This is a genomic window from Streptomyces sp. NPDC026515 (genome assembly GCF_055567595.1).
This window is the reverse complement of the sequence record NZ_JBVHQD010000005.1, coordinates 172,984-194,802: the sequence shown is the minus strand read 5'-3', so window position 1 is coordinate 194,802 and position 21,819 is coordinate 172,984. Positions and strand designations below refer to the sequence as shown.

25 protein-coding genes and 1 pseudogene are annotated in these 21,819 nt (G+C 72.0%); 11 read left to right on the top strand and 15 right to left on the bottom strand.

The window, feature by feature from the left end; genetic code table 11:
* Positions 1-97: 97 nt before the first annotated feature.
* Entirely contained in the window at positions 98-1,060 is a 963-nt protein-coding gene (locus ACZ4O3_RS11715) for a fibronectin type III domain-containing protein (RefSeq protein ID WP_467722032.1), read from the bottom strand.
* A gap of 386 nt (positions 1,061-1,446) precedes the next feature.
* On the opposite strand from ACZ4O3_RS11715, the gene ACZ4O3_RS11710 reads away from it, so the two are divergent.
* On the top strand, positions 1,447-2,133 hold the full coding sequence (locus tag ACZ4O3_RS11710) for a glycoside hydrolase family 75 protein (protein WP_467722031.1): 687 nt from the start codon (positions 1,447-1,449) through the stop codon (positions 2,131-2,133).
* Positions 2,134-2,567: 434 nt separating this feature from the next.
* Here the strand turns inward: ACZ4O3_RS11710 and ACZ4O3_RS11705 are convergent, their stop codons facing one another.
* The 4 genes from ACZ4O3_RS11705 to ACZ4O3_RS11690 form a co-directional block, all read right to left on the bottom strand.
* On the bottom strand, positions 2,568-2,978 hold the full coding sequence (locus tag ACZ4O3_RS11705; protein ID WP_384991742.1) for a PTS-dependent dihydroxyacetone kinase phosphotransferase subunit DhaM: 411 nt from the start codon (positions 2,976-2,978) through the stop codon (positions 2,568-2,570).
* Positions 2,971-3,570: a dihydroxyacetone kinase subunit DhaL gene (gene dhaL / locus ACZ4O3_RS11700; RefSeq protein ID WP_467722030.1), complete on the bottom strand. Its 600-nt coding sequence runs from the start codon at positions 3,568-3,570 to the stop codon at positions 2,971-2,973. The genes ACZ4O3_RS11705 and dhaL overlap by 8 nt, the downstream gene beginning before the upstream one ends.
* Before the next feature lie 49 nt (positions 3,571-3,619).
* On the bottom strand, positions 3,620-4,612 hold the full coding sequence (gene dhaK / locus ACZ4O3_RS11695) for a dihydroxyacetone kinase subunit DhaK (protein WP_362726344.1): 993 nt from the start codon (positions 4,610-4,612) through the stop codon (positions 3,620-3,622).
* Between the two features lie 278 nt (positions 4,613-4,890).
* Complete coding sequence (locus ACZ4O3_RS11690) at positions 4,891-5,169, bottom strand: GlsB/YeaQ/YmgE family stress response membrane protein (protein WP_351663322.1); 279 nt, start codon at positions 5,167-5,169, stop codon at positions 4,891-4,893.
* A 634-nt stretch (positions 5,170-5,803) separates the two neighbouring features.
* Here ACZ4O3_RS11690 and ACZ4O3_RS11685 point away from each other — a divergent pair.
* Together ACZ4O3_RS11685 and ACZ4O3_RS11680 are read left to right on the top strand one after the other, a co-directional pair.
* Positions 5,804-6,154, top strand: a complete 351-nt coding sequence (locus ACZ4O3_RS11685) for a PRC-barrel domain containing protein (protein WP_362726347.1) — start codon at positions 5,804-5,806, stop codon at positions 6,152-6,154.
* A gap of 89 nt (positions 6,155-6,243) precedes the next feature.
* Positions 6,244-6,588 carry a hypothetical protein gene (locus tag ACZ4O3_RS11680; protein WP_362726350.1) on the top strand — a complete coding sequence of 115 codons (345 nt, stop codon included), beginning with the start codon at positions 6,244-6,246 and terminating at the stop codon, positions 6,586-6,588.
* Positions 6,589-6,723: 135 nt separating this feature from the next.
* Here ACZ4O3_RS11680 and ACZ4O3_RS11675 read toward each other — a convergent pair.
* Positions 6,724-7,307: pseudogene (locus ACZ4O3_RS11675) on the bottom strand (hypothetical protein); the annotation flags it as partial.
* Positions 7,308-7,554: 247 nt separating this feature from the next.
* Between ACZ4O3_RS11675 and ACZ4O3_RS11670 the strand changes: the two are divergent.
* A complete protein-coding gene (locus tag ACZ4O3_RS11670; protein WP_362726353.1) occupies positions 7,555-8,691 on the top strand; it encodes a serine hydrolase domain-containing protein in 1,137 nt (378 codons plus the stop codon).
* 68 nt (positions 8,692-8,759) lie between these two features.
* On the opposite strand, the gene ACZ4O3_RS11665 is transcribed toward ACZ4O3_RS11670, so the two are convergent.
* Complete coding sequence (locus ACZ4O3_RS11665) at positions 8,760-9,224, bottom strand: GtrA domain-containing protein (RefSeq protein WP_467722183.1); 465 nt, start codon at positions 9,222-9,224, stop codon at positions 8,760-8,762.
* A gap of 195 nt (positions 9,225-9,419) precedes the next feature.
* Entirely contained in the window at positions 9,420-9,887 is a 468-nt protein-coding gene (locus ACZ4O3_RS11660; RefSeq protein WP_467722029.1) for a helix-turn-helix domain-containing protein, read from the bottom strand.
* 145 nt (positions 9,888-10,032) lie between these two features.
* Here ACZ4O3_RS11660 and ACZ4O3_RS11655 point away from each other — a divergent pair, with 145 nt between their 5' ends.
* The 3 genes from ACZ4O3_RS11655 to ACZ4O3_RS11645 are packed head-to-tail and all read left to right on the top strand — an operon-like array spanning position 10,033 to position 11,040.
* Positions 10,033-10,359 (top strand): PadR family transcriptional regulator, encoded by a 327-nt coding sequence (locus tag ACZ4O3_RS11655; protein ID WP_362721201.1) that lies wholly within the window; start codon positions 10,033-10,035, stop codon positions 10,357-10,359.
* Positions 10,356-10,712, top strand: a complete 357-nt coding sequence (locus tag ACZ4O3_RS11650; RefSeq protein WP_362721204.1) for a DUF1048 domain-containing protein — start codon at positions 10,356-10,358, stop codon at positions 10,710-10,712. Before ACZ4O3_RS11655 ends, ACZ4O3_RS11650 begins: the two co-directional genes overlap by 4 nt.
* A 1-nt stretch (position 10,713) precedes the next feature.
* On the top strand, positions 10,714-11,040 hold the full coding sequence (locus ACZ4O3_RS11645) for a DUF1048 domain-containing protein (protein WP_362721208.1): 327 nt from the start codon (positions 10,714-10,716) through the stop codon (positions 11,038-11,040).
* On the opposite strand, the gene ACZ4O3_RS11640 is transcribed toward ACZ4O3_RS11645, so the two are convergent.
* Both ACZ4O3_RS11640 and ACZ4O3_RS11635 read right to left on the bottom strand, forming a co-directional pair.
* Positions 10,998-11,489, bottom strand: a complete 492-nt coding sequence (locus ACZ4O3_RS11640; protein WP_467722028.1) for a hypothetical protein — start codon at positions 11,487-11,489, stop codon at positions 10,998-11,000. The genes ACZ4O3_RS11645 and ACZ4O3_RS11640 overlap by 43 nt on opposite strands.
* Before the next feature lie 562 nt (positions 11,490-12,051).
* The gene (locus tag ACZ4O3_RS11635; RefSeq protein ID WP_467722027.1) at positions 12,052-12,786 is read right to left on the bottom strand and encodes an acetoacetate decarboxylase; all 735 of its coding nucleotides are present in this window, start codon (positions 12,784-12,786) and stop codon (positions 12,052-12,054) included.
* A gap of 241 nt (positions 12,787-13,027) precedes the next feature.
* On the opposite strand from ACZ4O3_RS11635, the gene ACZ4O3_RS11630 reads away from it, so the two are divergent.
* The 3 genes from ACZ4O3_RS11630 to ACZ4O3_RS11620 all read left to right on the top strand — a co-directional run bounded on the left by ACZ4O3_RS11630 (position 13,028) and on the right by ACZ4O3_RS11620 (position 16,144).
* Positions 13,028-13,501 (top strand): MarR family winged helix-turn-helix transcriptional regulator, encoded by a 474-nt coding sequence (locus ACZ4O3_RS11630; RefSeq protein ID WP_467722026.1) that lies wholly within the window; start codon positions 13,028-13,030, stop codon positions 13,499-13,501.
* A gap of 229 nt (positions 13,502-13,730) precedes the next feature.
* Complete coding sequence (locus ACZ4O3_RS11625; RefSeq protein ID WP_467722025.1) at positions 13,731-15,158, top strand: cytochrome ubiquinol oxidase subunit I; 1,428 nt, start codon at positions 13,731-13,733, stop codon at positions 15,156-15,158.
* Positions 15,155-16,144: a cytochrome d ubiquinol oxidase subunit II gene (locus tag ACZ4O3_RS11620; protein WP_467722024.1), complete on the top strand. Its 990-nt coding sequence runs from the start codon at positions 15,155-15,157 to the stop codon at positions 16,142-16,144. Before ACZ4O3_RS11625 ends, ACZ4O3_RS11620 begins: the two co-directional genes overlap by 4 nt.
* 78 nt (positions 16,145-16,222) lie before the next feature.
* Here ACZ4O3_RS11620 and ACZ4O3_RS11615 read toward each other — a convergent pair whose 3' ends face one another.
* Positions 16,223-17,332, bottom strand: a complete 1,110-nt coding sequence (locus ACZ4O3_RS11615; protein ID WP_467722023.1) for a PP2C family protein-serine/threonine phosphatase — start codon at positions 17,330-17,332, stop codon at positions 16,223-16,225.
* Positions 17,333-17,653: 321 nt separating this feature from the next.
* The gene (locus ACZ4O3_RS11610) at positions 17,654-18,502 is read right to left on the bottom strand and encodes a helix-turn-helix domain-containing protein (RefSeq protein WP_467722022.1); all 849 of its coding nucleotides are present in this window, start codon (positions 18,500-18,502) and stop codon (positions 17,654-17,656) included.
* Positions 18,503-18,603: 101 nt separating this feature from the next.
* On the opposite strand from ACZ4O3_RS11610, the gene ACZ4O3_RS11605 reads away from it, so the two are divergent.
* Positions 18,604-19,311 carry an SDR family oxidoreductase gene (locus ACZ4O3_RS11605; protein WP_467722021.1) on the top strand — a complete coding sequence of 236 codons (708 nt, stop codon included), beginning with the start codon at positions 18,604-18,606 and terminating at the stop codon, positions 19,309-19,311.
* 104 nt (positions 19,312-19,415) lie between these two features.
* Here the strand turns inward: ACZ4O3_RS11605 and ACZ4O3_RS11600 are convergent, their stop codons facing one another.
* The 3 genes from ACZ4O3_RS11600 to ACZ4O3_RS11590 all read right to left on the bottom strand — a co-directional run bounded on the left by ACZ4O3_RS11600 (position 19,416) and on the right by ACZ4O3_RS11590 (position 21,794).
* Positions 19,416-19,682 (bottom strand): hypothetical protein, encoded by a 267-nt coding sequence (locus ACZ4O3_RS11600; RefSeq protein ID WP_467722020.1) that lies wholly within the window; start codon positions 19,680-19,682, stop codon positions 19,416-19,418.
* 167 nt (positions 19,683-19,849) lie between these two features.
* Complete coding sequence (locus ACZ4O3_RS11595; protein WP_467722019.1) at positions 19,850-20,626, bottom strand: SCO2400 family protein; 777 nt, start codon at positions 20,624-20,626, stop codon at positions 19,850-19,852.
* Positions 20,627-20,981: 355 nt separating this feature from the next.
* Complete coding sequence (locus tag ACZ4O3_RS11590) at positions 20,982-21,794, bottom strand: class I SAM-dependent methyltransferase (RefSeq protein ID WP_467722018.1); 813 nt, start codon at positions 21,792-21,794, stop codon at positions 20,982-20,984.
* Between the last annotated feature and the right edge of the window lie 25 nt (positions 21,795-21,819).

Genomic DNA, 21,819 nt, shown 5'->3' with positions numbered 1-21,819 from the left:
CCTCAGGGCTCAGCCAAAGCGGCGGCGGCCCGTGCCGCACCCGGGGGAGGCCGTCCAGGTGATCTGTTCCTCCGTCCGGTCCAGAGCTGGATGCGGTTCACGCCCCGGTCGTGACGGCCCGCTGTGCCGACCACCCGCCCCAGGTACCGTCCGGCAGCCGTGCCCGCAGCCGCACATGATGCACCACCCCCTGGCCCCGCCCCACATAGAAGCTGTAGGTCGAGTGGCCTGTGGGCGGGGTGCCGCCCCAGACCAGCGAGGTCGTCGTAGCGCCGTCGAGCCGGATCTGGTATTCCGTGATCACCCCGTCCACGCGCGGCGGGTCCCAGGCCAGGTCGAGGTAGTACGCCCCGCTCTCCGCATGGCTCCCGGCCGTGAACCCGGTCGGCGCGGTGTCCCGGCCGTCGTCGCTGCCCGGTGTGGTCAGGCGCACCGCCGCGGCGGCCGGCGAGAGGTTGTCGGCCGCGTCCCGGGCCCGGACCGTGAACACGTAGCGGGTGCCCGGCCGCAGTCCCGTGACCACGGTCGCGGTCTGGTTCCCGCCCACGCTGTGGATCTTCGCATCGCCCTGGAAAATGTCGTACGACACCACCGCCCGGTCGTCCTTCGCGGCGTCCCAGGACAGCTGGACCGCTCGGCTGCCCACGGCCCGGCCGCTCGGGTGCGCCGGCCGGGCCGGCGCCGAGCGGTCCGCCGCGACCGCCGCCGGGGTCGTCGCCCGCACCGCGCGGCTGCGCGGACCGAGGCTGCCGTCGTCGCCCCGGGCCCGGACGGTGAACGCATACAGGGTGGACGGCCTGAGCCTGGTGACGTCCACCATGTGCTGCGAACCCGGCACATCACCGACCTTCGTGGTGCCGCGATACACCTCGTAACCGCGGACCCCCGAGCCGGCCGGCAACGCGTTCCACATCACATGCACGCTCGTCGCGCTCCCGGCCGCCGCGGTGACCCCCGACGGGGCGCCGGGCAGCCGGCCGCTGTCGCCGTCGGAGGTCCCGCCCCATCCGCAGGACGTCATGAACAGCAGTGCGCAGACCAGGACGACAACTCGGCGCACGGTTCCGCCTCCCGGGGACGGCAGCACGGCAAAGGTCCGGACCAATATGACCTGCCCGGGATGCGGACATCAAGAGGGCCGTATTGCAGACAGCGGGGGAGAGTTACGTATGCTGAGGGCTCTACGGCCGAACTTCCCGAGACAGAAGGGGAGTTCGCGCCCGTGGCGCGGAACGCTGTCGTCGCTGATCCCGCGCCGACGCGGGTGGCCGGGGTGACTGGGCCGACACCGCCGGCCCGACGCCCCGGCCCCTGACGGAATCTCACGGAGTGTCAGTTCCTTGCTCCGAACGGCCCTGTAAGGCCCCCTCTTCCTGGCCCGGCCGCCCTGACCCCACCACATTGGACCGGTTGACTCCATGTCCCCCACGGAGAGGGTCTCTCATCGTGCGTCTCCAGACGCTGACTCTGGCCACCGCCGGCGCCGCCCTGCTCGCCCCGACCGCCCTGCTCGCCCCCGCCGCCTCGCTCACCGCCCCCGGAGCGCGGCACCGGATCACCGCCCCCGACCTGCTGGCCCGGGTGCGTGACTGCACCGAGATCTCCAAGGGCCGCTACCGCACCGACGCCGGAACCGCCGCCACCGTCCCCGTGTGCGGCACCGAGCAGGCCGTCTTCTGGGAGGCCGACCTCGACATCGACTGCGACGGCCAGGTCACCACCCACTGCAACCGCACCGCCGACCCGGCGTTCTCCGCCGCCACCGCCTTCCAGCAGTCCGACGGCCGCCAGCTCAATGCCGAGACCCTGCCCTACGTCGTCGTACCGGGCCCCAGCAGCCGCTGGGACTACCGGGCGTCCGGCATCCGGGGCGGCGCGGTCGCCGCCGTGATCTACCAGGACCGGGTCCAGTACGCCGTCGTCGGCGACACCGGACCGAGCGACATCATCGGCGAGGCGTCGTACGCCACCGCGAAGGGGCTGGGTGTGGACCCCGACCCGCTCGTCGGCGGGGTGCCGTCCGGTGTGACCTACATCGTCTTCAAGGACTCCGAGGTCAAACCCATCGAAGACGGCGAAGCGGCGCAGGCCGAAGGTGAGCGACTGGCCGCGCTGTTCACCGAGGGCGGCTGACCGGCCGCCCTCGGCGGGGAGCGGGCGGCGCCGGGTTCAGACGGCCGCCCAGCCGTTGTCCACCGGCAGGATCGCGCCGTTGATGTGGGCGGCCCCGTCGGTCTTCGCCATGATCAAGCCCGGCCGGTGTCGACAACGCTCGTGATCAATACACCTAGGGCCTGTCCGGCGGATCAGGTCGAAAGGAGCCGACGGTGCGTCGTCAGCGCCGGTGGGCGGCGACGTGGTGGGGCACCTCCCGGGCGAAGGCGGGGGGCGTCGACAACCGAGGGCAACGCCGCCGGGGTCCCCTCTGAGGGAGGCCGGCAGACACTACGTCTGCCGCATGACCCCCGGGACATGCCCTGGGGCATGTCCCGGGGCGGTCTCGGGCCGGCCCGGGAGTGTGTCGGGGCCTTCGTGCCGGGCCGGCGGCCCGGAGGCCCCGGGGGTTGTCAGACCTTGCGGTAGGAGTACGCCTCCGCTGCGGCCGCCTCCACGGCGCCCAGGTCCGCGCCGGTGGCCGCCGTGACCACCGCGGCCACCGCGCCCTCGACGAACGGGGCGTCCACCAGGCGGGTGCCGTCCGGGAGTTCGTCGCCTTCGGCGAGCAGCGCCTTCACCGTGAGCACCGCGCTGCCCAGATCGGTGAGGACGGCTACGCCCGCCCCCCGGTCCACGGATGCGGCGGCACCCGCGATCAGCTCGGCGCTGGTGCCGAGCCCGCCGCCCTCGGTGCCGCCCGCCGCCGCGACCGGTACCGCCGTGCCGCCGCCCGCGAGGCCCTTGGCCAGCTCGGCGACGGAGGCGGCGACCTCCGCGCTGTGCGACACCAGCACGATCCCGACCACCTTGTCGTCACTCACCGGCCGCCTCCTCGAGTCCCGCGACGAGCAGCGCCGACGAGGTGGCGCCAGGGTCCTGGTGACCGATGCTGCGTTCCCCGAGGTAGCTCGCCCGGCCCTTGCGGGCCTGCAGCGGTGTGGTCGCCAGCGCGCCCTCCTCGGCGGCGGCCCGCGCCGCGCCGAAGCCGCCGCCGAGCGCGTCCACGGCCGGCACCAGGGCGTCGATCATCGTCTTGTCGCCGGGCGCGGCCCCGCCGAGCGCCATGACCTTGTCCACCCCGGCCCGCAGCGCCTCGGCGAGCTGCGCCTCGTCGACCTCGGCCGCGTCGCCGAGCGCCTTGCCCGTACTGCGCAGCAGCGTGCCGTACAGCGGGCCGGACGCGCCGCCGACGGTGGATATCAGCCGGCTCCCGGCCAGCGTCAGCACGGCACCCGGGGTATCGGGCGCGTCCTTCTCCAGCGCGGCCACCACGGCCTTGAACCCGCGCTGGAGGTTGCTGCCGTGGTCGGCGTCCCCGATGGGGGAGTCGAGGGCGGTGAGCCGGTCCGCCTCGCGGTCGACGGAGGAAGCGGTCGCCGCCATCCAGCGGCGGAAGAAGTCGGCGTCGAGCACGGGATCTCCTTGCGTTGCGGTACGGGCGCGGGTGGTCGCTGTCTCTCGCTCACATGCCCCAGCGCAGGGCCGGTGTGCTCACCGGGGCGTCCCACAGCCGCAGCAGCTCCTCGTCGACCTGGCAGAGGGTGACCGAGGCGCCGGCCATGTCGAGGGAGGTGACGTAGTTGCCGACCAGGGTGCGGGCGACGGTGACACCGCGCTCGGCCAGCACACGCTGGACCTCGGCGTTGAAGCCGTACAGCTCCAGGAGCGGGGTGGCACCCATGCCGTTGACCAGGACGAGCACCGGGTTGCGCGGCGGCAGGTCCTCCACGACGGCGTTGACCGCGAAGTCGGCGATCTCGCCCGAGGTCATCATGGCCCGCCGCTCGCGGCCCGGCTCACCGTGGATGCCGATCCCCAACTCCAGCTCGCCCGACGGCAGATCGAAGGTCGGGGTGCCCTTGGCGGGGGTGGTGCCGGCGCTCAGCGCCACGCCGAAACTGCGGGAGTTCTCGTTCACCTGGCGCCCGATGGCCTCCACCCGCTCCAGCGGCTGACCCTCGGCCGCGGCGGCGCCGGCGATCTTCTCCACGAACAGGGTGGCGCCGGTGCCGCGCCGGCCGGCGGTGTAGAGGCTGTCGGTGACGGCGACGTCGTCGTTGACGAGGACCTTCCCGACCTGGATGCCCTCGTCCTCGGCGAGTTCCGCGGCCATGTCGAAGTTGAGCACGTCGCCCGTGTAGTTCTTCACGATGAACAGGACGCCGGCGCCGCTGTCCACGGCCGCCGCGGCCCGGGCCATCTGGTCCGGAACGGGAGAGGTGAACACTTCACCGGGACAGGCCGCCGACAGCATCCCGGGGCCCACGAATCCGCCGTGCAGCGGTTCGTGCCCGGACCCCCCGCCCGACACGAGCCCGACCTGCCCGGCGACGGGAGCGCCCCGCCGCACGATCACCCGGTTCTCCACGTCGACGATGAGATCGGGATGGGCGGCCGCCAGACCCCGCAGCGCATCCGCCACCACGGTTTCCGGGACGTTGATCAGCATCTTCACGGCTGTCTCCTGAGAGGTTTGGCAGGTGACTCTCTGACCGGTGTCTGTCCTGTTCAGGGCGCGATCTGTGGAGTTGTCCATGGGGCGCGGACGGACTCTTGCCCACCAGTATCGGCCTTGCGGCGGCGGAGGTCATGTGCGTCGCACTGCCGCGATCGGCCGCGGTGGACGCCGCAGGCGCCGGACAACCTGACGGCTCCCGTCCTGCGCGCAGGAATGGGAGTCGTCCAGATGGGCGTAGCCGTGTGCCTCCAGCGGGTCACGGTGCCGTCAGTGCGTCACGCGTGACGATGCGAGCGCCGGTTGCCGGTGACGAGGCGGTAGAGGACGAGCAGGATGAGGGAGCCGACGATCGCGGCGATCCAGGTGGACAGGTCGAAGAATCCGTCGATGGAGTCGACGCCGAAGATCACCTTGCCGAGCCAGCCGCCCAGCAGACCGCCGACGATGCCTATGAGCATGGTGACGATGATGCCGCCGGGGTCCTTGCCCGGCATCAGGGCCTTGGCGATGGCGCCGGCGAGCAGGCCGATGATGATCCACGCGATGATGCCCATGGTGCGTCTCGCTTCCTCGAAACAAAGGCTGTGTCAGCTCATCGTGTGCACCGATCGCGCCCGGACAAACGTCTCGGCCGGGTCACGGCTGGACCGAGGTCATTCCGGTCGGCACGACCGTGCGCTGATCGAGGCCACTCATGCGATGGCGAGGTGAGTTCTTTCGATCCCATGCGGCAGCGGGGCGGCGGACTCGCCGGATCAGGGTGAAAGTCGTCGACGGGGGCACTCGGCTCTCTGCGGCACGCACCGATGAGTGCCGCCCCCTCACGGAAAGAGAAAATCGTGTACATAGGTCTGGGGACCATCGTCATCATCATTGTCATCGTCGTTGTCGTCATGATGCTGCGGCGCTGACCCGGGTGACCCGTGTCGCACGTCTCCCAACAGGCACTACGGCCTCCCGGAGAAGGGAGGCCACCCGGATCCTTGAATCCTGCACTTCTGGTCGTCGTGCCGGTCGTCGTGATATCGGGCGGCGCCGAATTCACCGTTCACATTCCGTGGAGACGCGCACACCGAGAAATGAGGAGTGTGAGAGGGAGGGCGGTGGGCACTCGGCCCTCCGAGGGGCGCCCAGGAATTTATGGGACGGGCGTTCCGGGATTCACGTTCTACAAGGGGAGGTTTTCGTATGTCGGACAGCATGTGGGGCTACCAGGTTGAGTCGGGCCACCAGGCCGGGACTGACCTGACCGGATTCAAGGTCGAGGCGAGCGACGGCTCGATCGGCAAGGTCGACAAGCACTCGGAGGACGTCGGAGCCGCGTACATCGTCGTCGACACCGGAGTGTGGATCTTCGGCAAGCAGGTTCTGCTTCCTGCCGGTGTCATCTCGGCCATCGACATCGCGGAGCGGACGGTCCACGTCGGTCGTACCAAGAACGAGATCAAGAACGCCCCCGAGTTCGACAAGGACAAGCACGTCGGCGACCCCGGCTACCACGAGCAGGTCGGCGGCTACTACGGAGACCTCGGAGCCTGATCGTCAGGCCACGTGCACGGGGCGGGTGCCGGCGTTCTGCCGGCGCCCGCCCTTCGTTCGTCCCGTCGCATCGAAGGAGAGTGAAACTGATGGCCACCGTGTCCCTCACCGGAACGTCCCGGCAGGACGCCGCCACCGTCTTCGGGGTCCTGCGCACCGCGTTCCCGACCGACCGTTCACCGGACGATCTGCCCCAGGATCAGCCTGGCGGCCGAACCACCGTGTGGAGCGCGGAGTTCGAGCCGACGCAGGAGTGGATCCCGACCGGTCCCGTCCCGCTGCGGGGCTCGGTCTCCGCGACCCTGCAAGGCGACTACGTCGCTGTGGATCGGCTCTGCGACGCCCTGGGTGTCGCGTTCGCCGTGGACGAGCGGGGCAGGGCGTCGGGAGACCAGGAGCAGGAGGTCGACCTGCGGCTGACGACGAAGGGATGACGACCTGCCGGGCGGGCCCTGCGATCAGGGCGACGTCGACGTCCTGGGTGCCGGCCGAGACGCCTCGAACCTGCCGTACGGGATGCGACGCCCCCCGGCTCAGGGGCCCGTACGGTGAGGAGTGGGGCCCTCGGCGCGCAGCAGCAGGTCCAGGGCGCGGAGCAGCTTGCCGGGCGCCGACTCCAGCAGTCTCACCGCCCCGCGGACGTCGTACGCGTCGAGCAGCTGCTCGGTCCGGCTGTCGAAGGACCGTGCCTCCTTCTCGCCCCGCGCGACCGCGAACACGTCGGCGGCGTGCGGCCGGCGCGGGTACTCGTGCGGGTGCAGACGCTCGCCGAGCCGCTTGAAGGGCTCCCGGTGGGCGTGCACGTCGGCGAGTTTCGCGGGATTCGCCGCGACCACGGCGTCGAGACCTTCGGGCAGTCCCCGGCGCAGCGGCCGCGACAGCGCCCGGAACCGGGTCGGCTCCCGCAGCGTCACCTCGCCGCCGACAGCGCGCAGGCCAGCCGCAGCACATCGGTGACGGTGCCGAGGAGGAGGTCCGCCCCGGCGCGGAGCCGGGCCTCGTTGACGACCGCCGGGTTCTCCCGGACCGGGATCGCCTTCGGCTGGGGACCGAGCGCGCACCGCTCGGCGAGGGCCTCGAGATCGCGCAGGTCGTCCTCGCCCAGCGGGGTCGTGCTGCCGGCCAGGGCCATGGCCAGGTCGGCGAGTTCGTCGCCATGCTTCCCCGCTCGGCCGAGACGGCCCGAGCCCCCGAAGGCGGCGCCGTGCACCTGTTGGCCACCGAGCTCCCCGACCTCGCCGACTGAACCGGCCGGGGCGCCCGGGCAAGGGGAGACAGAGGGGGACGGGGAGGGTAAGGACGCCGGCGAAGCGAGGCGCGCGGGCCGGCGCCGATGAGTTCCGGGCCGATGACGGGTCCTAGGGTCGTACCCGGTGCCGGCGAACGAGAGGCTGAGCCTGATGAGCGACCTGACCGCGATGCTGGAGAAGTACGTCGCCGAAGGGGTCCTTCCCGGGGCGGTGGCCCTGGTGGACCGCGCGGGCGACGTGGAGGTCACGGCCGTGGGATCGGCAGAGCCCGGCGGTTCGGCTCCGTTGGAGGCTGACGCGTTGTTCCGGCTCTCCTCGGTCACCAAGCCCGTGACCGCCGCCGCCGTGCTGGCGCTGGTCGACGACGGCGTGCTCACCCTGGACGCGCCGATCGCACGCTGGCTGCCGGAGCTGGCGTCCCCGGTGGTCGTCCGCACCCCCGTGAGCGGGCTGGACGACCTGGTGCCGGCCGCCCGTCCCATTACCGTGGAAGACGTCCTGTCGTCGCGCTCGGGGTGGGGCTTCGGGGCGGATTTCGCCGCGCCGGCCCTTCAACCGCTCTTCGCGGACGTGGCCGTGTACAGCGGCGGGCCGCGTCCGACGGCGAGTCCGGACGAGTGGGTCGCGGCGCTCGCCGGCGTCCCGCTGCTGCGCCAGCCCGGAGAGGCGTTTCTCTACAACGCCAGTTCCGATCTCCAGGGAGTACTCGTCGCACGGGCGGCGGGGCGCCCGCTGCCGGAGTTCCTGGCCGAGCGGATCTTCGAGCCGCTCGGGATGGCGGACACCGGTTTCGCCGTACCGGCCGTGGCGCGGCACCGGCTGACCCCCTACTACCGGAGCGGCCCCGACGGCTCCCTGATCTTCGCCGACGCCCCTGACGGCGCATGGTCCACCCCGCCCGTGTTTCCCTCGGGGGCGGGCGGTCTGGTGGCCACTGCCGCGGACTGGCTCGCCTTCGGCCGTATGCTGCTGGCCGGCGGCGGTACCGTGCTCTCGCCGGAGTCCGTACGCCTCATGACGACGGATCACCTGACCGCCGCGCAGCGCGAAGAAGGCTCCCTCTTCCTGCAGGGCCAGGGCTGGGGTTACGGCGGATCTGTCGACGTCACCTCGGCGGAGCCGTGGAACGTCCCCGGCCGCTACGGGTGGGTGGGCGGCACCGGCACCGCCGCCCACATCCTCCCCGCCACCGGCACGGTCACCATCCTCCTCACCCCCCGCGGGCTGCGCGGCCCCGCCTTCCCCTCCTGGATGCGCGACTTCTGGACCCACGCGGCAACCGCCTGACTGCCCGACCTGCCCGTCCGGCGTGGGTCGCCGTCGACCCAGGAGGCGGACGTCCGTCCGGTCGGCCCTCACAGCGCGGGGCGGTACGCGGCCCGCAACCGCGCGCCGTCGGTCCGGGGCCGAGGGGTGCGCGGGGCGAACACACCGAGACGCAGCACGAGATACCGGCCGATGCCGACGAGCGCGGTGGCCGACAGGTACACCGTCTGCTGCAGGACGAGTCCGGCGCCGGGGCGAAGCGCGGCCAGCGCGCCGACCGCCGCGGACGTGACCAGCCATCCGGCGGCGGTGGTGGCCGCGCTCCGCAGATGGCCGGCCAGTCCCGGCCGCCCGTGGCCGAAGGAGACACGAGCGTGCAGTTCGGTCGCGACCACGGTGGAAGCGACGGTGGTCAGCGCGTTCGCCGCCATCCACGGAATCCACTGCCCAAGCAGGACCAGGGCCGCCGAGGACGCCAGGGTGACCGCTCCGCCCAGTCCGGCGAAGCGCCCGAAGGCCGCCGCGTGCCGACGCATCCGTCGCAGGCCGTTCATGGTGATCCCCTCCAGGGCAGCCGGCCCCGACGGGGCCGTCGTCGTCATGCCGCGGAGCGTGGCCGAACCCCCGTTCAGCGCGGTTTCAGAGGGATTTCAGGGCCGGCGCCGGAGGTGAAACCGGAAGGGCACGTCCGTGCCGAACCCCGTGACCGACGGCACGAGCCGACCGCGGGGCCGGCTTGACAGCCCGGATCAGGGAGACGACCCCCTCCAGGGGACGCTTGAGGGACTCCACCTCGCGGTGCTCCGGCCGGGCGAGAGAGGCGACGACCGTCCCGCCCGACGGAAGCAGGGCGGGAGCGGCGATACAGACGCATCCCGGGTGCGCCTCCCGGTACTCGGCCGCCACCTGCCCGGAAGCGAGGGCCCTCTAGAGGGCGGCGGCCGGGTGCAGCACCGCCGGTCGCTGCTCCGACGCGGGGACCAGGGGAGACGGCAGCGCTCCCTGCGCGCAGCACACGGAATCCAGTGATCCAGGAGTCTGTGCGCGGTCGTCTTCGGAATGCCCACGGCCGAGGCGAGATCGGTGACGCCGAGGGGGCCCGGCGCCTCGCTGAGCGCACGTACGAGCGCGAACGCGCTGCGCACCACTCCAGCGGGCCGCTCCTGCGCTGTACCGGGGAAGACCGAAACCGGCGCCGGCGCCGAGTCGTCGACCATGTCGTGCTTCCTTCAGCCGTGTCGTCCGACGGCCATGGCCCTCCTGCCAGTGTGGCGCAGCGGGAGCCGCGACGGACTACTCGGTGATACCGTATAGTGGTACTCGGTGCTACGCAGTACTGGGGGATCGAAGGGGAGACCCGTCATGGACGACCTGACGGAGATGCTGAAGGGCACGCTCGAGGGCTGCGTGCTCGAGATCATCGACAGTGAGGAGACCTACGGGTACGCCATCACACGGCGGCTCAATGAACTCGGCTTCGCCGACGTCATCGAGGGGACCGTTTACACCATCCTGCTGCGACTGGAGAAGAACCGGCTCGTCGAGGTGACGAAACGGCCGTCCGGGGTGGGTCCGCCGCGCAAGTTCTACGCACTCAACGACGCGGGGCGCCAAGAGCTGGAGAGGTTCTGGAAGAAATGGGAGTACCTCTCCGCACGGATCGACAGGCTCAAGGAGGGCGGGAGATGAATTTCTGGGAGACCGTCACCGGCGGTGACCTCACCCGGGAGTGGAAGGCGTTCGAGGTCAGGGCCGAGGCCCTGCCGGCCGACCACCGGGCGGCGTGGGAACAGGTCAAGGCACACCTCTTCCCCTACGGGGACTTCACGGGCCGCAACCTGATGCCGATCCTCGACGGTGCCCTCGGGCTGCTGGAGGAAACGGCCGCGGACGGGCAGAGCGTTCACGAGGTGCTGGGCGACGACATCGCGGGCTTCTGCGCGGCGCTGGCCGGCGGAGAAGGGGCTCGCAGCCATCGCGACCGGTGGCGCGAGCAGTTGAACCGGAACGTCGCCAGAAAACTGGGCAGGCTGGGAGGCTGACGTGGGCATCCAGGACATCATCGAAGGCAAGAAGCAGTGGCGGGCGCACGTGGCGCGGGTCAAGGCGCTGCCCCCGGACTATCAGATCGTCTACCGGGAGATGCAGAAGTACTTCTTCAAGGTCGGACCGGTCGACCTGTCCGACGGCACCCTGCTCCCGGGAATCGTCGATTTCTTCGAGGAGGGCGTCGCGGCCGGCACGGGAGTTCTGGAACTTGTCGGCGAGGACGTCGCCGCTTTCTGCGACGACCTGATCAAGGACTCGCGCACCTACGCGGACGTCTGTCAGGAGTCCGTCGCCGGGAAGCCCGGCCCGACCGGGACGTGAGATCGCCCGCCGGGGCCGGGGCCGACGGCGTTCAGCTGCGGTGGGGGAGCCACCGCGGGGCGCTGCTGCCGCGGGGGAGGAGGATGTCGGGGAAGTGGCCTGGCGTGCGGGGAGCCGGGGCAGGGGGCGAGGGCGGTCGCCTGGGCGTAGTCGCGTTCGAAGACGCCGAGGCTGAGGATCCAGGTGGCGATGCGGGTGAGGCTGAGGGTGACGCGGTAGCTGCCGCCGGGAGGTCGGGGTGGTGCGTGCGGGTCGGCCCCGAAGGTCTCGCCGAGCGCCCGTATCAGGGCGATCCGTCTGCGGTCCCGTTCGGCGGCGAGTTCGTCGACGGTGCCGCCGAAGTCCGCGATCTGGTGGGTCAGCAGCTGCCTGGTGGGCTCGTCGAAGGCCACCTTCTCGCGGGCCATGTCGGCCCAGCGCCGCTCCATGCCGACACCGAGATGGCTCATGGGGTGGACCGGCCCGCGCTCCCCGCCGCCGAGGTGGAAGGAGCGGAAGCGCCCGGCGACGGCTCAGCGCCGGCCGATCGACGAGCTGACGATGGAGTCGAGCTCCCGCACGGTGACGACGCCCTCGCTGACCCGGTACACGCACTCGCGGAAGATCGCCGACTGCAGCGGTCCCCCACATCTCGTGCTTGAGCTCCAGCCCCTCCGGGCCGTTCTCCTGCACCAGGTCCGTCTCACGGGCCGCGGTGGCCAGGTCCGGTGCGAAGGACAGCCGCGCGGTGAGGGACGAGGTGTCCAGGCCGAGTGCCTTCAACGCGGGCGCGGCCTGGGCGACATACGTGCGCGCGGCCTCGTCGGTGCCGGGCTGCGGGTCGCCGACCGGTGACGGACAGGCCGCGGGCCAGGAAGAGCGCGGCCCAGGAGGCACCGATGACCCCTCCTCCGACCACGGTGACCGTGCGGATTCCGGAGATGCCGTCGTTCTCGTTCTCGGACCTGCGGGACACCTGCTTTGCCTCGGGGCGGGGCGAGGCGGTGGAAGCGGAGGGGGAGGGGGGAACGGTCAGGCCAGGTAGTCGTGGACGATCCGGGCGCGGCCCAGGGTCAGGTCGGTGAGGATGTGCGAGGCGGAGACGACCTCCAGGACCGGCAGGTCGGCGAGCGGCGCCAGCGCGTGGGCCAGCAGCTGCAGCCGGGCGGGCCCGCTCCAGGCACCCTTGACCGTGAGGTCGACGGTCTGGCTACGGACGAGTTCGCAGATGCGCGGTGTGCCGTCGTAGTGCGGAAGCTTCTTGAGCATGAATGTCGGCAGCGTCAGCTGCGCGCGGGCATCCTCGGTGGCCAGCGGCCGGTGCTTGTAGCCCATCGTCCCGCGGGCCACGGGCAGCGAGCCGTAGTCCAGGGTGCCGACGAGGGTGTCCTGGTCGACATGGAGCCGGGGCCGTCCGAGCTTCTTCGGGAAGGCGCCGATCTCCCGCCCACTGGCGATCGCGGGGAAGTTGTCCACGTACATCGACAGGCTGTACTCGCCCGTCTCGCCCTCGTACTCGACGACGGCGAGCTGGCCCGACTCCGTGTAGTCGCCCAGCCCGGTGACGTCCGGCATCCGCATGACCTCGAACCGGACCAGCGGGTCCGTCACCCGCAGCGGCTCCGGGACGACCCGCTCCAGGGCCGCCGGATCCGTCCGGTAGGTGATGGTCAGATACTCGCGGTCGGTGAACCGGTACGGACCGGCCGGAAAGGCCGGGGCGTCCAGTGGTGTGCTCGGTGCGTGGACGACGTCCTCGACGCGCATGGCTCTCGCCCGCCTCTCACATCCCCATGATTGACATAAAGACATTAAAGGGACGAAACGATGTACGCCGCCCACGGTCGGGTGTCCCGGGTGTGCCGGGTGCCCGGTGGAGGCGGTGTGGCCTCGACGGTCGGTCGCCCAATGCGACATTCCCACTGGAGAACCGTCCGGAGAACCGTCCGCCGTCTGTTGCAAAATGAAACTCCGAGCGGCAGGCCGGGCCGTAGCGAAGGACACGCACGTGGCCGACGACGAGACAGCGCTCCGCGGACTCGTCCGGGAGCCGGTGACCCTCTCCCGGCGCCTCCGGGGCAGCACCGAACGGCTCCGCCCGGACCTGAGCTTCGTCGACTACTCCCTGCTGTCCGAGACGGACGCGCGCGACGGAGCTCGCGCGACGGACCTGGTCGGCCTCTACGGCCTCAACAAGTCCACGATCAGCCGCCAGGTCACCGCCCTGAAGCGTGCCGGCCAGGTGGTACGCGAGGCTGATCCGCACGACCACCGGGCCCAGCTGCTCCGCCCCGGCGACCGCGGCCGGGAACTCCTCGCCCGTGCCGACGCCCTGATGTACCGGGAGGTCGACGCCCGCACCGAGGGCTGGGCCGCGGGGGAGGTCCAGGCCCTGCGCGGTCTCCTCGCCCGCTACCACGCAGGCGCCTCCGCCGCCGCGGAACCACGGAACGGCGGAACCGCTGACCGCCGGAACCGCTGATCAGACCGGGAGACCCGGAGCTCACACGGGCGGCCCTCCGCCCGCCGTCCGAGCCGTTTCGTCTACTTGGCACTCGGGAGATGGCACCAAAGGGGGAATCGGCGGTGCCGCCGACCGTCATGGCGAGCCGGCAACCGGGCGCTGACTAGCATGCGCGAGATCCGACCTCCTGCGATGCGGACCCGCCCAGGAGCGTCGTTCGCCGCTGTCCGAGCCGGAAAGAGAATCCATGCCGTTGTCCGCGCTGCTGGCAGCCGTCGACCCGCCGCAGCTTCTGCCCGCGCGTGAGCAGATGGCGTTCACTTTGGGCTTCCACATCGTTCTGGTGCCCTTCGGCGTCGCCTTCACCTTCATGATGCTTGTCTGCCACTACCGGGCGCTGCGCCGTGACGATCACGAGGCGCTGCTCCTCGCGCAACGATGGTCGAAGGTGGCCGCCGTGCTGTTCGCGGTGGGGGCGGTGTCGGGGACGGTGCTCTCCTTCGAGCTGGGGCTGCTGTGGCCCGGGCTCATGGGCAGGTACGGGGCGGCGTTCGGGTTCCCGTTCGCCTACGAAGGGCTCTTCTTCTTTCTGGAAGCCGTGTTCGTGGCCATCTACATCTACGGCTGGAAGAGGCTTCCCCCGTGGCCGCACTTCTGCACCGGCGTGGCGGTGACCCTGGCGAGTGTCGGCGGAACGGCCTCCGTGATCGCGGCGAACAGCTGGATGAACCAGCCCGCGGGCATCGTCCTCAGCCACGGGCGTGTCGTCCAGGTGTTCCCGTCCAAGGTGTTCTTCAACGGCGCGTTCTGGTGGGAGATGGTGCACATGTTCCTGGCGGCGTACATCGTCGCCGGGTTCATGGTCGCGGGGGTGTACGCGTGGGGTCTGCTCAAAGGCCGCCGGGACCGCTACCACCGGCTCGGGTTCCTGGTGCCCTTCACCGTCGCGTCGATCGCCATACCCTTGCAGTTCCTGGTCGGTGACACGATCGCCCGCCAGGTCTTCGAGAGGGAGCCCGCCAAGTTCGCGGCCATCGAGATGGTCCCCAGGACCGGTGACCACATCCCTGAGACGCTCGGCGGCATCTTCGTCGACGGCAAGGTCCGTTACGGGCTCCCCGTTCCGGACGTGGCATCCGTCCTCGCCGCCTTCAGCCCGTCCACCACGATCCAGGGCATCGACGCGATCCCGCCGGCCGTACGCCCCGATGACAGGGTGGTGAGTTTTGTGCACCTCGCGTTCGACGTCATGGTCGGAACCGCCTCGCTGCTGTTGCTGATGGCGCTGTGGTTCGGCTGGCTGTGGTGGCGACGCCGCGAGGTCCCGGTGAACCGCTGGTTCCTGCGTGCCGCGTCGGTGTGCGGACCGGTCGCGCTCCTGTCGTTGTGGAGCGGCTGGGTGGTGACGGAGGTCGGCCGGCAGCCGTGGACGGTGGTGGGGCTCCTGCTGACGCGGGACGCGGTCACCACGGTCGGCAACCTGTGGCCGCTGTTCGCCACGGTCCTCGCGATCTACCTCTGTGTGGGGGTGGGCGCGGTGCTGGTCCTGCGGGCGATGCACCGCCGCTGGCTGCGTGAGGGGACCGAGGCCGTCGCGGTCCCGTACGGCCCCGAGCCGCCGCCGGCGCCGGTGCCGGCCGCGAGCGAGCGCGGGTTCGGAGCGGAGGACGTATGAGCACCCTGACCGCGGTGGTCCTGTTCGTCGGCGTGATCGCCTACGCCCTGTTCGGGGGTGCCGACTACGGCGCCGGATTCTGGGACATGGCAGCCGGCGGCCGCCGGCACGGCCGCCCCGTGCGGGAGCTGATCAACCTTTCCATCAGCCCGGTGTGGGAGGCCAATCACACGTGGCTGGTCTTCATCCTGGTGATGATCTGGACGGGATTCCCGCCGGCGTACACAGCCATCACCACCACGCTCTACATTCCCCTGGGCCTGGCGGCGCTGGGCATCGTGGCGCGGGGCGCCGGCTTCGCCTTCCGCCACGCGCTGTCCGGCGGCCGGGGCGAGGCGGCGGCAGGTATCGCCTTCGCCTCCTCGTCGGTGGTCACGCCGTTCTTCTTCGGCACCGTCGCCGGCGGCATCGCCTCCGGCCGTGTCCCCGCGGCGGGGCACGGTGACCCGCTGTCCAGCTGGCTCAATCCGACGTCCGTACTCGGCGGTGTACTGGCCGTGACCGTCTGCGCCTATCTCGCCGCCGTCTTCCTCACCGGGCAGGCGGGGCGCCGGGCGCAGTCCTCCCTGGAAAGGGCGTTCCGCCACCGGGCCGTCGGCGCCGGCGTCGTTGCGGGACTGGTGGCGCTGGCAGGCGTGTTCGTGCTGCGAGCGGACGCTCCCCGGCTGTTCCACCAGCTGAGCCGGGTCGGCTTGCCGCTGCTGATCGTCTCCGCCGTGTGCGGTCTGGCCGCGCTGGTGCTGCTGCGCAGGGGCAGCCCGCCCGTCGTCCGCGCGCTCGCGGCCGTCGCGATCGCCGCGGTGGTGGCGGGCTGGGGAGTCGCGCAGTACCCGTACCTCCTGGGCACGCACCTGACCATCCAGCAGGCGGCCTCCCCGTCGGCCACCCTGTGGCAGCTGTTCGTGGTCTCCTGCGTGGCGGCGGTCCTGGTCGCGCCGTCGCTCCTGCTGCTCTACGTCCTGCAACTGCGCCGCAAACTCGGCTGACGCCCAGGCGCGGTCCCTGCCGACGTGACCACGTCGTCCCGACCGAGGACCGGGAACCGGCACCGCGGCGCGACCGGTTCACAGGCCCACGACGACCAGGGCGGTGTCGTCGGTGGCGTCACCGGGCGGGAGCAGGTCGCCGAGTACGGCGTCGGCGAGGGCCTGCGGGTCCTCCCCGCGGTGGCGGGTCAGGGAGTCGGCGAGTCGGGCGAGGCCCGTGTCGATGTCCTCGCCGCGGCGTTCGATCAGACCGTCGGTGTAGAGCACGAGGACGGAGCCCTCGCGGAAGGGCGCGACGGCCTGGGTCCGGGGGCCGTGCTGAGGGCGGGCGGCCAGTGGCGGATCGGTCGCCTGGTCCAGGAAGCCGACCCTCCCGTCGCTCCGCAGCAGCGCCGGCGGAGGGTGGCCGGCGCTGCTGTAGGTGATGGTGTCGTTCTCCCAGTCGACGAAGGCCGTGGCCACCGTGGTGTTCTCGGCGCCGTCGATGGTACGGGCGTACAGCCCGAGGACCTCCAGGGCGCGGGCGGGGCCTTCGGGGACGAGGGAAGCGGCCGTGAGGGCGCTGCGCAGCTGTCCCATCACGCATGCCGCGGCCAGGCCGTGACCGACGACGTCACCGACGGCGACGGCGACCCGATCGCCGGGCAGGTCGACCAGGTCGTACCAGTCGCCGGCCACATTGAGCGCCTCGGCGGCCGGCCGGTACCGCACGGCCGTCGGATGCCGGCAGACCGGGCGAGGGGTGGGCAGCATGGCTTCCTGCAGGGTCAGCGCGACTTCACGGGCCCTGATGAGCTCGGTGACGTCCTCCAGCCGCTGCAGCAGCAGCGCCACCCGCCCGTCGGCCCCGAACACGGGAACGTTGGTCACGGTGTAGTACCGCTCGTGCCACACCCCGGGCTGGTCGGGATCCTTCATCTCGAAGTGCTGCACCGCCACGACGGTACGCTCACCGGTGTCCGCGGACCTGCGCAGCGACGCCAGGACCTTGAGCAGGAGGGGCTCGGCGGAGTCGTTGTCGGGAAGGTCCTCGGGGATGAAGCTGTTGACCACCCGCTCGCGGGGGAGGCCCCGAAGACGCAGGAACTCGGCGTTGGCGTCCGCGACGATCAGCTGCGGAGTCACCAGCGCCACCGCGCCGGGAAGGGCCTGGAACACCGCCGCGTAGTCGACCGCCGGTTCTGCCATGGTTTTCCTGCTTACCGCGTCGCTCTGTCCTCCCACGATACGAGCAGGTCGTCACGGCCCGCATCACGACGTCGCGGCGTTGGCGGGCCTTGTGGGGCCCGTCCGGCGGATCATGCCGCGGACCGCGGGGTCCGCCACGCCCTTCCCCACAGGGGGACCCCAGCGGCGCTGTCGTCGGTCGTGGCCGCCCCCCGGCCTTCGGCCGGGAGGTGCGCGCGCCGCGTCGCCGCCCTCCTCCGCCTCGCGGTGGGACGCACCGGACCTCTCACCGGCGCTGACGAGACGCCGTCGACTTCCCCCGCCCTGACCGCCGGACAGGCCCTAGCCGGGCTGCCCCGTCAGGCTCTGGGTGCCGAGCACCGAGATCAGCCTCAGTTTCTCCGCGGCCTCGGTGCCCGGCTCGGCCGAGTACACGAGGATGTGCAGGTCGTGCTGCTCGACCCGCAGTTGGTCGCAGTCCAGAGTGAGCAGGCCCACCTGAGGATGCTCGATGGTCTTGCGCGACGCCTCCAGCCGGCCGACGACCCCCGCGTCCCACAGCTCCGCGAACCGCTCGCTCCCGGCCCGCAACTCCGCGATCATGCGCTGGAGCTGACGGTCGGCCGGATAGCGGGCGGCCGTCGAGCGCAGCTCGGCGACCATGCCGACCTCGAAGGCGCGCCGCTCCTCGGGAGCGTGCCGCACGCGGCTTGGCCGGCCGAGGAAGTTGCGCCACACACCGTTGCGTTCGAAGCCGCGCAGACCGGACGGGTCGCCCATCAGCGCCGCGTACAGCGGGTTGGTCACCAGGAGCGTCATGGCCGCGTCGGAGACCGCGACCGGGGTGCCGGACAGCCGGTCCAGCAGCCGCTGCACGCTGGGCGTGAGATACCCGGGAACGACGTCCGGCCCCGGCGGCACCAGCCCTGCCAGGCCGAACAGATAGATCCGTTCGTCCGCGGACAGCCGCAGTGCCCGCGCCAGTGCCTCGACGACCGGCACCGACGGATTGACCGCCCGGCCCTGTTCGAGGCGCGTGATGTAGTCGACCGAGATCCCGGCCAGCAGCGCCAGCTCCTCGCGCCGCAGCCCGGCCGCACGCCGCTGACCGCCGGCCGGCAGCCCCGCCGCGTCCGGGGCCACCCGATCGCGCCAACGTCGCAGTGCCCGCCCGAGTTCCGTCGCCGTCATGCCCCCAGTCAACACCGCCGGTCGCGGCTGTGCCTGGTACCGGCAGTCCCAGGAAGAAGGGTCTGCTGGCTGGCCCGGTGGCCGGGGGGCAGGCTGGACGCATGACGACAACACTGATCACCGGAGCCAACAAGGGCATCGGGTACGAGACCGCCCGCCGGCTCATCGCCGCGGGTCACACCGTGTACGTGGGAGCCAGGGACGCCGAGCGGGGCCGCCGGGCCGCCGAGGAGCTGGGCGCCCGGTTCGTCCTCCTCGACGTCACCGACGACGCCTCCGTCGATGCCGCGGCCAAGACCGTCGAGGCCGACGGCGGACTGGACGTGCTGATCAACAACGCCGCGATCGAGACCCGGACCGCGGACAACGGCGTGCCGACCGCCGAGACCGTGACCGCGGACCAGATGCGGAACACCTTCGAGACCAACGTCTTCGGTGTGGTCCGTGTCCTGCACGCCTTCCTGCCGCTGCTGCGGCGTTCGGCGGCGCCGGTCGTGGTCAACGTCAGCAGTGGTCTGGCCTCGCTGACGGCGCTCTCCGACCCCGACCACCCCGCCCACTTCTACCCGGGCATCGCGTACCCGACCTCCAAGACGGCCTTGAACATGCTCACCGTGCAGTTCGCGAAGGCGTTCCCGGACATGCGGATCAACTCCGTCGAGCCCGGCTTCACCAAGACCGACCTGAACGGCAACACCGGCACGCAGACCGTGGCGGAGGGTGCCGAGATCATCGTCCGGATGGCACAGCTCGGTCCGGACGGACCGACCGGCGGCTACTTCGACGTCAACGGCCCGCTGGCCTGGTGAACCGCGAGAAGCCCGCGTCCGGACGGACGCGGGCTTCCGGGGTGTTCCCGGGGGCCCCGAACGGGCCCGGCGGCTGCGCGCCCCGGGCCCGGAGGAAGCTTTCTTCAGGACGCGCGACGGGGGTCGCACAGCACTATGACCGCGCGGGCGACGAGTTCACCGGCGCCGCCCAGTTCCTGGCGGTAGCGGTCCGTGGTGCCGCTCACGGTCTCCGCGAAGGCAGGGTCGGCGGCGCGGGCGCGGGCCGGGGGCGCGAGTTCCTGGGCCATGGCGCGACGGCGGGCGAGAAGCGCGATGATCTCCTCGTCGAGGCGTTCGAGCGGGGCGAGTGACAGATCCGCCGTCGCGTCGGTAGCGGGATTCGTCGTCACGAGAGGTCTCCGTTCGCCGAGGACGGGACCCGGTCGTGGTTCCCGTCCGTCTTCGTCGCAGCTGGTCCTCCCTCACTGTGCCCGTGGCGCTCACCGGCGACTCCTCGGGATGTGCACGGACCACGGCACTCCGGACCCGGCCACGCGTCCTCGGGCGGGCGAACGACTCAGCCGAGGCAGATGACCAGCAGGCAGAGCTGCGAGGGCGGGGTCGTGGCCGGGGCGGTGGTCGCCGGCGGTGCCGGTGTGCTGTCGCCCGCGGTGGAAGCGGGCGTGGCCGTGGCCGTCGGCTGCGACTGGGGGGCGGCGGTGGTGGTGCCGGAAGCGGTGGAGGGGGCTGCGGCCGCTCCCTGGGACCGGGTGGCGGACGACGCCGTGGACGGCACCGGCACGAGGGGGAGCCGACGGGATGCCGGGGTCGCGACGGGTGCGCCGGCGGTCTGTTCCCGCGGTGCGTTCGCGGTGGCCGCCGAACGGGCGGAGGGGGTGCGGTCGGGGGCCCGGTGACGGCCGGTCGGTACCGACGCGGACGGCGTCGGCAGCGTGGCCTCCGCGTCCGCGACTCCCATCGCCCTGTTGTCCGGGGCGCTGGCCGCCTGTGTCTGGTCCGTGGACTGCCGGTCCAGCGAGGCGACGGTCAGTCCGCCGCCGACCAGAGCGACGGCGGTGGCCACCAGGGCACGTCGCTGGGTCTTCTTCCAGCGGGCCCGCTGACGGCGCCGGGCCGCCCGCCCGGCCGGCGCGGCGGACCCGGCGTGGGAGCCGTCGCGGGAAGCCCCGGCCGCCTCTTCCCCCTGATCGGTGTCGTCGTGCCGGGCGTTGTCCGCCGGGGCTCGCCACGGCGTCACCACGACACGGGGCGCGATGTCCGGGGCGTAGGCGCCGCAACCAGGGCACGCCAGGGCACCGTTGAGGTGCCGACGGCACGAGGAGCAGTAGTCCATCGGGGGTCTTCCTGACTCGACTGCGCCAGCGGCGTCCTCGGCCGTGGCCTGATCTCGATCACACGTGGGATCGAACGGCCTGAACGGTAGCGAGCCTTTGGCCAGGCAGTGTGCAGCCTGTGTGCCGTTTCTGCGCAGATGCGCCACGTCGACACGGCCGATACGCGCAGTGACCGGACGGGGCCGGCCGGACGGACCGCGGCGGACCGTCGTACCCGCGCAGGATTCCCGGGCTCCGGCGCGTACGGCGGTCTCGGCAGGGAGTCGTGCGCGGCTGCTTTTCCGGCCCGGCCCGCCCGGCCGCCCGGCCGGCCTTCCGGCGGCGCTGGTCGCCGCCCGCCGTGGTCGGCGGCCGTCAGGCCGCGGTCCCCGCCTCGGGCTTGCGTCCCCAGGTGGTCAGCATGCCGGCCGACAGCGCGGCGCACTCGTCGGAGGCCAGGTAGCGGACCGCCGCGTCCACGGCCGCGTCGTCGACCAGGCCGGTGGCCAGCATCGCGGCCCGGCTCCGTTCCCAGGTGTCCGCCCAGAACCGGCTGACGGGACCGCCCGGCACCAGCGGCGGCACATGGATCTCGGCGGCGACGGACACCAGGCCCGCGCCCCGCAGCAGTTGTGGGTAGGACGGCACCCAGGAGACGTCGGTACCGATGGTCGCCCGCAGCCCTTCCCACATGGCCCGCATCACCGTCGTGTACGGGGTGTCGGGCGTCCGGTCACTCGTCAGGTCGACCGCGTCGCTGAGCACCAGCACCCCGCCGGGCTCCACGAGCCCCGCCAACGCGGTGACCAGGCGGTCGTGTTCGGACAGGTGCATCAGCACGAAGCGCGCGTGGACGAGCCGGAACGGGCCGCGGACCGCGTCCGGGGCGGCGGTGATGTCGGCCTCCAGGACGTCGAGTCCGGGCCGAGCGGTGAGGAAGCGTACGTCCCGGTCCACGGCGAGCACGCTCGCCACCCCGGCCTCGTCCAGGAGCCGGCCAGAGACCGTGCCCGTACCGGCGCCCACATCGAGACAGCGCCAGCCCGGGCCGACCCCGAGTTCCCGCAGCCGGGCCATCGTGAGGTCGTCGAAGACGAGGGCGCCGAGGTCGATGCGCTCGCCCTCGCCCGCCTGATCGGGACGGAAGACGTCCTCGCCGTAGCGGCCGCCGCCCGCGGCGATGGTCATGCCGCCGCCGCGGTGCCGCCGGGGC

Coding starts and splice junctions, on each gene's coding strand:
- ACZ4O3_RS11660 (WP_467722029.1), bottom strand. CDS start 9,887: ATGGTCGACGACTCGGCGCCGGCGCCGGTTTCGGTCTTCCCCGGTACA.
- ACZ4O3_RS11590 (WP_467722018.1), bottom strand. CDS start 21,794: ATGACCATCGCCGCGGGCGGCGGCCGCTACGGCGAGGACGTCTTCCGT.
- ACZ4O3_RS11655 (WP_362721201.1), top strand. CDS start 10,033: ATGGACGACCTGACGGAGATGCTGAAGGGCACGCTCGAGGGCTGCGTG.
- ACZ4O3_RS11680 (WP_362726350.1), top strand. CDS start 6,244: ATGGCCACCGTGTCCCTCACCGGAACGTCCCGGCAGGACGCCGCCACC.
- ACZ4O3_RS11620 (WP_467722024.1), top strand. CDS start 15,155: ATGAGCACCCTGACCGCGGTGGTCCTGTTCGTCGGCGTGATCGCCTAC.
- ACZ4O3_RS11670 (WP_362726353.1), top strand. CDS start 7,555: ATGAGCGACCTGACCGCGATGCTGGAGAAGTACGTCGCCGAAGGGGTC.
- ACZ4O3_RS11690 (WP_351663322.1), bottom strand. CDS start 5,169: ATGGGCATCATCGCGTGGATCATCATCGGCCTGCTCGCCGGCGCCATC.
- ACZ4O3_RS11635 (WP_467722027.1), bottom strand. CDS start 12,786: ATGCGCGTCGAGGACGTCGTCCACGCACCGAGCACACCACTGGACGCC.
- ACZ4O3_RS11685 (WP_362726347.1), top strand. CDS start 5,804: ATGTCGGACAGCATGTGGGGCTACCAGGTTGAGTCGGGCCACCAGGCC.
- ACZ4O3_RS11605 (WP_467722021.1), top strand. CDS start 18,604: ATGACGACAACACTGATCACCGGAGCCAACAAGGGCATCGGGTACGAG.
- ACZ4O3_RS11640 (WP_467722028.1), bottom strand. CDS start 11,489: ATGAGCCATCTCGGTGTCGGCATGGAGCGGCGCTGGGCCGACATGGCC.
- ACZ4O3_RS11615 (WP_467722023.1), bottom strand. CDS start 17,332: ATGGCAGAACCGGCGGTCGACTACGCGGCGGTGTTCCAGGCCCTTCCC.
- ACZ4O3_RS11610 (WP_467722022.1), bottom strand. CDS start 18,502: ATGACGGCGACGGAACTCGGGCGGGCACTGCGACGTTGGCGCGATCGG.
- ACZ4O3_RS11595 (WP_467722019.1), bottom strand. CDS start 20,626: ATGGACTACTGCTCCTCGTGCCGTCGGCACCTCAACGGTGCCCTGGCG.
- ACZ4O3_RS11665 (WP_467722183.1), bottom strand. CDS start 9,224: ATGAACGGCCTGCGACGGATGCGTCGGCACGCGGCGGCCTTCGGGCGC.
- ACZ4O3_RS11625 (WP_467722025.1), top strand. CDS start 13,731: ATGCCGTTGTCCGCGCTGCTGGCAGCCGTCGACCCGCCGCAGCTTCTG.
- ACZ4O3_RS11650 (WP_362721204.1), top strand. CDS start 10,356: ATGAATTTCTGGGAGACCGTCACCGGCGGTGACCTCACCCGGGAGTGG.